This is a genomic window from Terrisporobacter othiniensis, from assembly GCF_000808015.1.
In the GTDB taxonomy this organism is placed as follows: Bacteria; Bacillota; Clostridia; order Peptostreptococcales; family Peptostreptococcaceae; genus Terrisporobacter; species Terrisporobacter muris.
In genome coordinates this window covers 1-13,525 of record NZ_JWHR01000037.1, presented here as the reverse complement: position 1 = coordinate 13,525, position 13,525 = coordinate 1, and the positions used below count along the sequence as shown (strand labels likewise).

Here is a 13,525-nt window from a genome sequence, read left to right as displayed (position 1 = left end):
AGGGTAACCTAGGTCTTTTTGTATGAAAAAAATTAATATGTTAAAATATAAAATTATACAAAATATGTGTAGATATATAATTTTTTGACTTAATATAACAAATGTGATATCTTAGATTATATGAAATGCAAGGGAGGAGATTAAAATTTTAGGAGAACAAATTAGAATAGACATAGAAAATATGCCTAGAAAAATATTAGATATAGATTTAATAGAAGAAAAAAATAGTGACTATACTTTCTTTGAAATAGATGAAGATGAAAATAATGAAACTTTAAAGGCATTAAAGCAATCTTATGTTACATCTAATTATAAAGATGAAACAATACTTAATTTACAGCAGGAGTTAAAAACGCATACTAATGTGTTACCAAAGGAAATAAAATTAGAGTCTTATAATAAATATAATAATGCATTGGAATTAGCACAAAAGAGTTATATAACAACGGCAATCAGGCTAGTAGATGAGGCATTACAAATTAATCCAAAGGATGAAGATATTTTAAATTTGAGAGGTCTTTTAAAGTTACTAAAGTGTGATTTTGCAAAAGCCTTCGAAAGTTTTTATACAGCTCAATGCTATGGGAATAATGAATTATCAAGAAAATATGTAGATAAATTATCTTCAAGGGAGTTTAAAGTATTCTTAGAAAGATATAATCACTCTATTAGATTTATTAATGAAGAGATGAATGAAGAGTCTATGGAGATATTTGATTCATTGATATTAGAAGATCCTGAACTTATTGAACCATATGTAATTTTAATATTATTATATGAAAAAATGGGTAAAACTGAGGAAAAAGAAGAATTATTAGATAGACTTAGATTTGTAGATGCTGATAATCATCTATTTGATAAAAATCACGATCATATAAATGAAGAAGAGTTTTCTGTAGTAGTAGCAAAAAAAGAAAATAAACAAATTGAAAAGTTAAAAGAGCATAAAAATATACTTAGCAAAAAGAAAAATATAGCTTATGTTATAGTTGGACTTTTAATAGTAGTTATTGGTGCAACAGCAATATATAGTAAAACTAAATTAGATAAGCTTAATGAAGAATTAAATAAAAAACAAGAAGCTATTTCTAAAAAAGAAAATCAGTTAAGTGCTAAAAATGAAGAGCTAGAAAAGAAAGAAAATGAAATATCTAAAAAGGAAGAAGCTTTAGATAAAACAACTAATGAATTGGATGATGCAAAACAAAAAGCGGAAGATGCCAAGTTAATAAAGCAAGGAGAAGAAGCCTTATTTATGAAAGGTGTATCTTATAAAAATGCTGGAGATTATGAAAATGCTTTAAAATACTTTAAGTTATCAATTGAAAATAGTAAAAAATCAAGTTTTAAATCATCATCAATCTATCAATCAGGTTTATGTTATGAGAAACTAAACAAAGATAAGGAAGCTATATCTTATTACCAAAGATATGTTAATACATTTAATAAATCTTATGAATACTTTGATGATTCTTATTATAGAATGGGAATATTATATTATGAAGACAATCAATTACAAAAATCAAAAGATTGTTTCTACTCACTAAGATATGAAGATCCAGATAGTAGTTATTTAATAACAGAAAAAGTAAAAAATATTTTAAAAAAATAATTAATAAAAAAGATATAAGTTGAAAATTTATTTTCAATTTATATCTTTTTTTATTTTTAATGGAATAAGAGAGTTTTGGATAGCTAAGTTATTTAGAATTAAATTTATATCATACAGCGATTTAAGCAAAGTGAATTTTTAGTATATGTAAGTTGAATGAATAATAAGATATAGAAAGATTATTATTTTTTAGGAGAGATAAGATGAGTCAGGAGTTGATTTTGCCAATACTAAGAGATGGTAAATATGGGTTTATTGACAGGAACTATAATATAGCTATTAAGCCTAAATATAACTATGTCTCTAGTAGATTTAAAGAAGGATACTGTATTATTACTTATATAAAAAAAATAAGGAATAATACAAAGTGGGTATTTGGATATATAGATAATAAGGGGAATTCAAATTTTTTTTTACAGCTTGAAAGCGCAAATCAGTTTTGTGAGGGGTTATCAAAAATTAGAATAGATGGTAAATATGGATTTTTTAATACCAATTTAGAAGTTGAAATAAAGCCTATGTATAGAGCTGCTTTAAACTTTAATGAAGAGCTTTGTGGAGTGAGATTGAATAAAAAGTGGGGCTTTATAAATAAAAAAGGAATAATGACCATAGATCCTATATACTCTTATGTAAATAGCTTTTACAATGAAAGAGCCTTGGTAGAATTTAAAAATAGATATAGTTATATTGATAAAAATGGAAAAATAATAATAGATGGAGATTTTATTATGGGTTCTGATTTTTCGCAAAATTTAGCTAGTGTTAGAAAAGATAATAAGTGGGGGTATATAGACAAGAATGGGAAACTAGTAATTGATTATTTATATGATAAAGCAAAAAGTTTTAAAGAAGATTTAGCGCCTGTATGTATTAATAATAAATGGGGTTATATAGATAAATCGGGAAAACTAGTTATTGATGCAAAATTTGATTATGCATGTAGCTTTTATGAGGGATTAGCTAGAGTAAATGTAAAAAAAGGATATTTCTCCCAAGGGTATTGGGGATTTATAAATAAAGAGGGTGAAATGGTAATTAAACCTGTATTTAAATCCGCATCGGATTTTCTAGAAGGATATGCTCAAGTTAATGAAAATAAAAATAACTATATTGATAAGCACGGAAATTTAATTATTAGTGGTTCTCTTAGATGAATGTGAAAATTCTCTTTTAAAAATAAATGAAATGAATCATGCAAAAACAAATGAAGTATGTTAATATAATAATGTAAACAATAAGAATGATGTTTATAACAATTTGTTTAATTTATTTGGAGGGAACTTTATGAGTAAGGTTAATACAATGGAGCAAGACAATATTTATGTAAGGTACTCAATTATAATAGTGGGTATTACAATTATGTCCATTGGGGTAAATGGTTTTTTAAGACAGGCGCATTTATTAAGTGGAGGAGTAGCTGGTGTATCAACGGCAATTAACTATTTATCTAATATAAATGTTGGATTTATTACATTTTTTATTAATATACCTATCTTTATTTTGGGATTTATATTTTTGGATAAAGATTTTTTAATTACAAGTTTAATTAATATGATACTTTTTTCTGTAATTATAGGTATAACACAAGAAATAGGTAGCATTATACCTGTTGATGATATACTACTTCAAAGTGTATATGGAGGAATTTTATGTGGGGTTGGTAATGGATTAGTATTCAGAACTAAATCATCTCTTGGAGGAACTGATATAATAGGTGCAATCTTAAAGAATAAATTAAATATTGAAATGAAGAATACTAGCTTTGGAATAAATTTAGCAATTGTTTCTGTTAGTTCTTTATTGTTTGGATTGAATTTAGCACTATATACATTAATTGCCATGTTTATTAATGCACAAGTTATGAGTTATATAAAGGATGCGCTAAATGATGAAAAAGCAGTTATGGTATTTTCTAATAACTCACAACCTATAGCAAATGAAATTATGGAGACTCTAGTTAGAGGTGTAACTTTCTTAAATGCAGAAGGTGGATATACTCAAGAAAAGAAAAAAATTATTTATTGTGTAGTTTTATCTAGAGAAATTCCAAAAATAAAAGAAATTGCATTAAAATATGATGAAAGAGCATTTATTTCAGTTAATGATATAAATGAAGTTAAAGGTAAAGGATTCAAAGAAAAGTTTTTATAAAGTAAAGCCAGACTATGTTCTGGCTTTTATTAATTTTAAATAAAAATACAAATTGTATATATAGTTTATATTATAATTTGCAAAAGAGTTAATAAATACCTATATAAATAATTACATAGATAAGTAAGTATGGAAAAAAAATTTCTCTTACTTTATAATAATATATAAGAAAAGCCATAGAGAAAATGGGGGATGAATATGAGTATATCAAAAGATTTTGTTAACATATATAAAGAATATTTAAAGGAAATTAATAATTATAAAAAAACAATTAAAGCAGTTGAAAATATGAAAAGAAAAGCAGAAAAGAAGCAAGTTGTAGCAACTGAAGAAGAAATGCTTTTGGTTGAAAAAGAAGAATTAAATGAAGAAGATGAGTTTACATGTAATAAAGATAAGATTTATTATTTTTCAAATGGAGATAAATATATAGGTAAAATAGAGAAAAATGAATTACATGGTAGGGGCTATTATATAATGTATAATGATAGTAAAGTTATCATGGAGTATATGGGTGAATTTAAAAATAATTTACGAGAAGGTATTGGAGAATGTAAGCTTGAAAATGGAAATATTTATTTAGGTAATTTTAAGGAGGACTTAATGGACGGAATAGGTCAAATGAGCTATTCTAATGGAGATGAGTATATAGGTGAATGGAAAGAAGGTAAAAAGCATGGATTAGGTATATTTACCTGGAACGACAACGTAAGGTATAACGGAGAGTTTAAAGAAGGAAAGATGGATGGAGAAGGTCAATGTTTTGATCAGAGTGGAAACCTTATTTATGAAGGTCAGTGGAAAAATAATTTAATACATGGATTTGGAACTTATATTTGGAGAGAAGGAAAAAAATATGAGGGAGAGTTCATGCATGGTAAAAAGCATGGAAATGGTACTTTTTACTTAAATGGAGAATTAATATATGAAGGAACATGGAAATTTGATAAACCTTCTGTTTTTGGAAGGAGTTTAGACGAATTATTTTGTGTTAAATTATAGCTTTATCTGAAGATAAAGCTTTTTTTGACCAAAGTAAATTTCTAAATATTTATAAATTCATTTTATGTCTTTGCTTTGATTTGAAAGGGTGATATTTTGAAAAAATTAATATCTATATTTTTAGTATTATCTATAGTGTTTTTTTATAATACAGGCTATTTTGTAGATATTGTAAATATAATACAAGAAAATTTTTCGAAAAATGATTCAATAGTAAGTATTGAAAATGAGTATAATAAAGAAATGGATATAAAAACAATTGATAACTTTAAAAAAATAAAGATAGGTGATTCAAAAGCATCTGTGATTAAAAGGATAAATAAACCAAATAGAATAGATAAAAGTGAATATAATTTTAACTGGTATGTATACAATGCTTATAAAGAAAAGTTTGTTATGGTAGGAATAAAAAATAATAAAGTGGTAGCTTTATTTACCAATAATATTGATTCTTGTGAAAGTGAAGGAATATGTATTAATAAAGATTTGAAGTACATAAAAGATAACTATAAAATACTAAAGTATAAAAATAAGGGAAATATAAAATATGAAATATCTTCTAATGATGAATATGACATCATATATAAGAATAAAAAGTACATTACAGTGTTTTATGACAAGTTTGATAAAAATAAAATTTGGGCTTATCAAATAATTGAAAAAAATTGTGAAGATGAAGTTAAAAGTATATATGCACCAAAAGATAAAGACATAGAAAAAAGTTTTATGTACCAAATAATAGATTTAACAAATAGCACAAGGTACAAATATAAGTTAAAAGAGTTAGATTATAATGAAAAAGCAACCATATGTGCTAGAAAACATAGTGAAGATATGAAAGACAATGATTTTTTTGATCATAAAAATTTAAACAATCAAACACCTTTTGATAGAATGGAAAATGAAGGAATTGATTATTTAAGTGCAGGAGAAAATATTGCAGCTGGTCAGACAAATTCTATATTTGTTCATAATGGATGGGTGAACTCACAAGGACATAGAAAAAATATTTTAGGGAATTATAAATATATCGGTGTGGGAGTTGTATTTGGAGGAAAATATAAAACTTACTACACGGAAAACTTTTTTGGTTAACACAAGAAAGGAAGTAAGATTATAATGACATCTAAAGTTAAAAGCATTTTATTATTTATGATAACCTTGTTTATTATAATTTCTAATAGCCAAGAGATATCTTCATTAGTTGGAAATACCGACATATTTTTTAAAAATGGTTCACGAGAAGAAAAAATAATAGCACTAACCTTTGATGATGGACCACATCCAAAAGAAACACACCAAATATTAGATGTGTTGGATAAATATAATATTAAAGGTACTTTCTTTGTAGTAGGAAAGCATGCTAATTGGTATAGTAAACCATTAATAAGAGCATCTAAAGAAGGACATGAAATAGGAAACCATACTTTTTCTCATCCTGATATTAGTAACTTAAGTAGTGATGACATAAAAAGAGAAATAAAAGAATGTGAAGATACCTTATTAAAATTAACAGGAAAAAGACCAACCTTATTTAGACCTCCCTACGGAAGTTATAGTGAAGAGAAGTTGGGAGAAATTGCAAAAGAAAGTGGATATAAAATAATACTTTGGACTACAATAGATGCTAAAGATTGGAAGAATCCACCTCCATCACAAATTTCTGATACCATAATAAACAAAGCTAAAAATGGAGATATAATTTTGCTTCATGATTATGGAACAGAAAATACTGTTAAAGCATTGGATACAATAATACCTGAAATGATAAAAAAAGGATATAAATTTGTTACAGTATCAGAATTAATTAATAAATAAAATTTAATGAGATAGTATCACAATAACTAAAAGGATTTGGTTAAATGTATAATAAAGTGTATGAAAAAAAAGAGTTTATCATTTTCCAAGTAAAAAATGACTATATTGCTTATAACACTAAAAAAGTATTTAAAGATGGTCATACTCATCTTAGGTGCTTTGAAAGTGCTAAAACTGCCATTGACTTAGTTATAAGAAGAAAAGTGCCAAGAACTACAGATTCATACTACCTTACAAGTCTTATTAGATTAAGCGAAGATACTGGTTATATTTCAAAAATTAATGAATTAATAAAATATAGAAAAGAAAAATCTAATGTATCAAATTATCATAAAAATACAGTAAAAATATTAAAAAGGAGCATTTAGCTCCTTTTTGACTTTAAATACAAATAAAATTATTTATATTGCACAGTAGAACAAATTTTTTTAAACTGACTAAGGATAAGATAAAAAATAATCCTTAGTGAGAGGTGAAATATATGAGTAAGGAAAAGCATAAATGTTGCTGAAAAGAGAAAAAATGCAATGGATGTTGCAAATCTGTTTTTAAATGTGAATGTGGACATTGTTTTGAATTTATATGTGATTGTAAGCATAATTGTTGTTACGAAAGAGAGCGTTGTTGCTTAGACAATAGAAAAAATTAAGGTTAAAGTTTGTTGTGTAGAAAAAACTTGCAATCACAATTGTTCTAAAAAAATAAATGTTGTAAATGCAGATAATGGTAAAGAATTACTTTCATGAGAGTTTTTCTTATATCATACTAGGAATTAAAAAAAATATGAAACATATATTTAATTATAATAATTCTTTTAGGTTATAACATAAAGAGGGTAGGTGAGAGTTGATATATTTATGAAAAAATTAAATCCATCTTTTATTCCGAAGTTTCAAAATGAATTAGAAAAATTGCCTATTTTTGCTCCATCTTTTTTTAAAAAAGAAGATAAAATGAATCATCACTATAGCATAGATGCCTGTGAATTTTATCAACAAATGTTACCAGAAGGTTTTAATAAAACAAAGGTTTGGGGATTTGCAGGATTTTGTAAAGATGAAAAGAATAAAAAGATTAAATATGTAAAACATTCGCCAGGACCTACATTTGAAGTGGATAGAAATATTGATACAAATATACAATGGAATAATAAAATATTAGGAGAATATATGTTTAAAATTGACAAGACTCTTGTTTGGGCCAATCCTAATAATATAGTATATAATAACAATTTAGATAATGATTCTAAAGAAGGACAGTGGCCTCCTACTTTAATAATGCATGTTCATGGAATATCTACACCTCCAATTTATGATGGAAATCCAAGAGCGTGGTATACAGCTACAGGGATTAAGGGTCCAGTTTATTCTACTAACTATTATAAATATACAAATGAGCAAAGAGGTGCTATGCTTTGGTACTATGACCAAAGTCCAGGGGTGTCCAGATATTCTGTTTATTCAGGGTTGTGTGGATTATATTTTATAAAAGATGAAAAATATAATTTGCCTAAGGATGAGTATCATATACCTTTAATAATACAAGATAAATCATTTTACGAAGATGGATCTCTTTTTTATGATAATGAAAATGTTGATTCAAATCATCCATATTGGAAAGAAAAATTTTTTGGAGATATTATTTTAGTTAATGGGAAAGTATGGCCAAGTTTAAATGTTAAAAATCAATTATATAGATTTAATATACTTAATGGATCAAATAGTAGACCATATAAGATTGCTTTATCTGATAATAGTAAAATGATACAAATAGGTAGTGATGGTGGATATATTGATAAACCACAAGAACTATCATATTTTTCATTATACCCAGGAGAGAGAATTGATTTACTTATAGATTTTTCTAGATACAATGAAAATAATAAGATTATAATGAAAAATTTATTTTCTTCAGATGAATGCAAAGATATTATGGAATTTAATGTTATAAGTATTAGGCAAAAAATTGAATATAATTTACCTAAAATACTTACAAAATATCCTCCTATGAAAATTAATACTAAAAAAAAATCAACAATACTTTTGAAAAGAGAAAAAGGTGATTATAGAGATGGGTATTTTATAAATAATGAAACATATCTAAATCCACCTAATATAATCACAAAGGTAGGATCCACATTCATATGGGAATTTATTAATCTATGTGATGATGATATATGTATACACATACATTTGACTAACTTTCAAATATTAGAAAGACAAAAAATTAATAAATTAAAATGTAAAAAAATGTATGATGAAAATAAAGAATTAAGTTGTAGAGATGAGATATATGAAGGAGCTGTGATATTGCCAGAATTGTATGAGGAGGGATTTAAAGACACATTATATTGTCCTCCGTCATTTATCACGAGGATAATTATCAGATATGCTCCAACTTATATTATGGAAGAAGTTAATGTTGGTGAAAATTATTTTTCATTTAATACAAGTAATGGTCCAGAATACATTATAAATTCTCAGATTTTAGAGCAAAAGGATAACTATTTAGTTAGACCGCAAATTATATTTTCAGAAGAATAAAATATAAACAGGGATTAAAGAGGAGGTTATATGTATTTATATTTAAATAATGGTTTAAATGACAAAAATACTTTAATAGCTCATATCAAGTTAAATAATACCTGCAGCGGAGGATGCACAAATTGTGGAAAATATTTAAAATCTTTATGTTTATGTACCCCTTGTAATAATATAGAAAAAGAATTGATTTGTAGTAGATGGATAGGAATAATAGACTCCTTATTTAGCTCAGGTATAAAAAATATATATTTTACAGGTGGAGACCCTTTTTTTTACGAAGACTTAGATAAAATAGTAAACTTTTCTGTGAAAAAGGGAATAGAGGTGAATATAGTAACTACAGGTCTTATGGATATACCAAAGTGTCTATCATATGATGAAAATATTATACTTACAGCATTTGAGTATAGAAATTATAAGTATATATTAAAAAAATTTGAAAAGTTTAAAAATGTATATGTTTGTTATATTGATGATGAATTATATAAAGATTTTAAAAATTATTTAAAACCAAATATGAAAGCAATAAAGTGTATTGTAAATAAGAAAATAGATTCTAGTTCAAAACATATATTTATTAATGAAGAAGGAGAGCTATTAAATAACATAGATGAATTTGGGAATTATGTATTTTATAAATAATAATAAAAAATAAAAGGGTATTAACAAAAAAAGTCGAATTATGTATAATAGTATTTGACAAATGAAAATTTTAATGTAAAATAGTAATGTTACGAATAATACACCAGAGGGTGATAATATGAATAATATGAGAGATTTAATAGATGAAGTTAAAAACAGATGTGATATTGTAAATGTGATATCTCAGTACATAAACTTAAAAAATTCAGGTAGTAATTATAGTGGTCTGTGTCCATTTCATAATGAAAAAACAGGTTCATTTCATGTAAATCAGAAAAAACAAATTTACAAATGTTTTGGTTGTGGTGAAGGTGGAGATGTAATTAATTTTGTTATGAAAATAGAAAATTTGGATTTTATAGAAGCTGTAAAATTACTAGCAGAAAAAAATGGAATAGAATTTAAGGCAAATTTAAGTGAAGCAGATAAGGCAAAAATGGAAAGTATCAAGCTGATGCAAGATATTCATTTAAAAGCCGCCAGATTTTACTTCGCCAATTTGATTAATTCTAAAAATGCAGGGTATGATTATCTAAGAGGAAGAGGTCTAAGTGATAAAATAATAAAAAAATTTGGACTAGGATATTCTCTAAATTCTTGGAACAGTCTGATGGATTACTTATTATCAATAGGTTATGAAAAAAAAGATTTAGTTAAAAGTGGGCTAGTTACGCATAAAGAAAATGATAATAAATATTACGACAGATTTAGAAATAGAGTGATGTTTCCAATATTTGATTATAGGGGAAATGTTATAGGATTTGGTGGAAGAGTACTTGATAATTCATTACCTAAATATCTTAACTCACCTGATTCTTTACTTTTTAATAAAAGATTTAACTTGTATGGATTAAATTATGCAAAAAAAAGTATAATCAATGAGACCTTAATATTAGTAGAAGGATATATGGATTTAATATCTTTATATGAACATGGAATTGAGAATGTAGTAGCGACTTTGGGAACGGCCTTAACAAACGAACAAGGCAAATTAATTAAAAGATATGCATCTACTGCAGTAATATCTTATGATTCTGATGATGCAGGAGTTAAAGCAACTCTTAGAGCAATAGAAATATTAAGAGGACAAAATATAAATGTTAAAGTCTTGAATTTAAAAGATTGTAAAGATCCAGATGATTTTATCAAAAAATATAAAAAAGAAGGCTTCTCAAAAGCTATAGAAAATTCAGTTTCTCATATTGTATTTCAAATCAATATCTTAAAAAGAAGATTTGATTTTAATAAGGATGAACATTTAATAAAATTTGCAAAAGAAGCAGCATTGATAATTAAGAGCTTATCATCTCCTGTGGAGAAAGACTATTATATTAAGTATGTAAGTAAAGAATATAATATTAGTTTAGAAGCAATGAAAGAAGAAGTTTTTGGTAAGAAATTTAATAATAGCAAAAAAAATTATAAAAAATTTGAAAAAACTGAACAAAAACCAATAGAAAAGATTAAAAATATCGAAAACGGTGAAAAATTCGTAGAAGAAACCTTTATTAAGCTATTAATGGAAAATAAAGAACTTCGTCTTATTGCATTGTTAAAAATTAGTGAGAATGATTTCTTAATTAATGACAGTAAAGAAATTTTTAATCTAATAATTAAAAATAAAGAATTGGACAAAATAACTATTGACAAAATCAAAAGTTTAAACATATCTGAAGAATATTTGAAGGATTTGGATAATATATCACTAAATAGTATAAATACCTATAATTCTAAAAATGTTGATGAAATAATTAAAAATGTGAAAAGAAATAAACTTCACAAAGAAATTGAGGAATTACTTCATAAACAAAAAAGTTTGGAATTAAGCTTAAATGACAATAGCATAGATAAAGACAGCGTGAAAGAGGTAGAGTTAGAAATTATGAAGATAACTTTAAAAATAGTAGATATACAAAAGAGTTTAAAGAGTCTATAATACACGAAAGGAGGTTTGAGTGTGGCGAATAATAGAGAAGCTAATAGAGTAGCAGCAAGAAGTCTTATTGAAAAAGGTAAAAAACAAGGATCTCTTACATTAGATGAAATAATGGGAGCCTTTTCAAATACAGAACTAGACAAGGATAAAGTTGAAAATCTTTATGAAACTTTAGGAAATTTAGGAATTGAAATATTGGAAAGCAAATCAGAAAAAGTTGCAATTGATTTTTCTGCAGATGATGATGATTTAACTTTGGATATGGAAAATATAGATGACGATGTTGATGAAAAAATAAAAAAAGAAGAAGACATCGAAATGGATAAGTTAGATTTATCTCTTCCAAAGGGTATAAGTATAGATGATCCAGTAAGGATGTATTTAAAGGAAATAGGTAAAATTCCTTTACTTAAACCTCATGAAGAAGTTGAACTAGCAAAAAGAATGTTAGAGGGAGACGAAATAGCTAAACAAAGATTAGTTGAAGCTAACTTAAGACTAGTTGTAAGTATAGCTAAAAGATATGTTGGTAGAGGAATGTTATTCTTGGACCTAATACAAGAAGGAAATCTTGGGCTAATAAAAGCTGTTGAAAAATTTGACTATGTTAGAGGATTTAAATTCTCGACTTATGCAACATGGTGGATTAGACAAGCAATTACTCGTGCCATAGCAGACCAAGCAAGAACTATAAGAATACCAGTTCATATGGTAGAAACAATCAATAAATTAATAAGAGTTTCAAGACAATTATTACAAGAATTAGGAAGAGATCCTAAGCCAGAAGAAATAGCTAAAGAAATGGAAATGTCAGAAGAAAAAGTAAGAGAAATAATGAAAATAGCTCAAGATCCAGTATCTTTAGAAACCCCAATAGGTGAAGAGGAAGATTCTCACTTAGGAGATTTCATACCAGATGAAGATGCTCTAGCTCCAGCAGAAGCTGCAGCATATTCTTTATTAAAGGATCAAATAGAAGAGGTTCTTGGTTCATTAAATGAAAGAGAACAAAAAGTCTTAAAATTAAGATTTGGTCTTGAAGATGGAAGAGCTAGAACTCTTGAAGAAGTTGGTAAAGAGTTTGATGTTACTCGTGAAAGAATTAGACAGATAGAAGCTAAGGCTTTAAGAAAATTAAGACATCCAAGTAGATCGAAAAAACTTAGAGACTATTTAGATTAATATAGATAAATTAAAAATTCGCCAGCTTTGGCGAATTTTTAATTATATAGAAATAAAATTATAAAAATATGTTAATACATATAATAAGACAATATACAAAAAGTAAAGCGAAAGGAAAAAGTAAATTGAAATTAACTAATAGATTATTAAAAATAGCATCCCTTGTAAGTGAAAACAAAAGATTAGCTGATATAGGAACGGATCATGGATATATTCCAGTATATCTTTTAAATGAAGGAAAAATAAATTTTGCAATCTTAGCTGACATAAATAAAGGTCCTCTAGAAAATGCAAGGAGTGAAGTTAAAAGAAATAAATTGGAAGATAAAGTAGATTTAAGACTTGGTTCAGGAATAGAAGTACTAAAAAAAGGTGAGGTAGATGAAGTCATAATTGCTGGGATGGGAGGAATCTTAATAGGTGAATTACTTGAGGCCAATAAAGAAGTGGCACATAGTGTGGATAAATTAATTCTTCAACCTATGCAAGCACAGGAGGAACTTAGACAATACTTATTAAATAATGGATATGAAATTTTAGATGAATGCCTAGAAAAAGAAGATTTTAGGATTTATGAAATAATAGTAGCAAAATATACTGGAAAAAATACACATCTTGAGGATAATATATATTATG

At 26.1% G+C, this 13,525-nt stretch carries 12 protein-coding genes; all 12 read left to right on the top strand.

The window, feature by feature from the left end:
- Positions 1-181: 181 nt before the first annotated feature.
- Positions 182-1,612 carry a tetratricopeptide repeat protein gene (locus tag QX51_RS02985; protein WP_039678430.1) on the top strand — a complete coding sequence of 477 codons (1,431 nt, stop codon included), beginning with the start codon at positions 182-184 and terminating at the stop codon, positions 1,610-1,612.
- A gap of 203 nt (positions 1,613-1,815) precedes the next feature.
- Entirely contained in the window at positions 1,816-2,769 is a 954-nt protein-coding gene (locus tag QX51_RS02980) for a WG repeat-containing protein (RefSeq protein WP_039678429.1), read from the top strand.
- 130 nt (positions 2,770-2,899) lie between these two features.
- Positions 2,900-3,766 carry a YitT family protein gene (locus QX51_RS02975; RefSeq protein WP_039678428.1) on the top strand — a complete coding sequence of 289 codons (867 nt, stop codon included), beginning with the start codon at positions 2,900-2,902 and terminating at the stop codon, positions 3,764-3,766.
- A 198-nt stretch (positions 3,767-3,964) separates the two neighbouring features.
- On the top strand, positions 3,965-4,768 hold the full coding sequence (locus tag QX51_RS02970; protein ID WP_039678427.1) for an MORN repeat-containing protein: 804 nt from the start codon (positions 3,965-3,967) through the stop codon (positions 4,766-4,768).
- 96 nt (positions 4,769-4,864) lie between these two features.
- A complete protein-coding gene (locus tag QX51_RS02965) occupies positions 4,865-5,863 on the top strand; it encodes a CAP domain-containing protein (protein WP_039678426.1) in 999 nt (332 codons plus the stop codon).
- Between the two features lie 24 nt (positions 5,864-5,887).
- Entirely contained in the window at positions 5,888-6,586 is a 699-nt protein-coding gene (locus QX51_RS02960) for a polysaccharide deacetylase family protein (RefSeq protein ID WP_039678425.1), read from the top strand.
- A gap of 44 nt (positions 6,587-6,630) precedes the next feature.
- Positions 6,631-6,954 (top strand): hypothetical protein, encoded by a 324-nt coding sequence (locus tag QX51_RS02955; protein WP_052232850.1) that lies wholly within the window; start codon positions 6,631-6,633, stop codon positions 6,952-6,954.
- A 489-nt stretch (positions 6,955-7,443) separates the two neighbouring features.
- Positions 7,444-9,129, top strand: coding sequence for a multicopper oxidase family protein (locus QX51_RS02950; RefSeq protein ID WP_152607203.1), 1,686 nt, complete (start codon positions 7,444-7,446; stop codon positions 9,127-9,129).
- A gap of 30 nt (positions 9,130-9,159) precedes the next feature.
- A complete protein-coding gene (locus QX51_RS02945; RefSeq protein ID WP_039678423.1) occupies positions 9,160-9,771 on the top strand; it encodes a phage integrase SAM-like domain-containing protein in 612 nt (203 codons plus the stop codon).
- Positions 9,772-9,889: 118 nt separating this feature from the next.
- Positions 9,890-11,707, top strand: coding sequence for a DNA primase (gene dnaG, locus QX51_RS02940; RefSeq protein ID WP_039678422.1), 1,818 nt, complete (start codon positions 9,890-9,892; stop codon positions 11,705-11,707).
- A 21-nt stretch (positions 11,708-11,728) separates the two neighbouring features.
- Positions 11,729-12,889 carry an RNA polymerase sigma factor RpoD gene (rpoD, locus tag QX51_RS02935; protein ID WP_039678421.1) on the top strand — a complete coding sequence of 387 codons (1,161 nt, stop codon included), beginning with the start codon at positions 11,729-11,731 and terminating at the stop codon, positions 12,887-12,889.
- A gap of 125 nt (positions 12,890-13,014) precedes the next feature.
- On the top strand, positions 13,015-13,525 hold a 511-nt coding region (locus tag QX51_RS02930), incomplete at its 3' end, for a class I SAM-dependent methyltransferase (protein WP_039678420.1).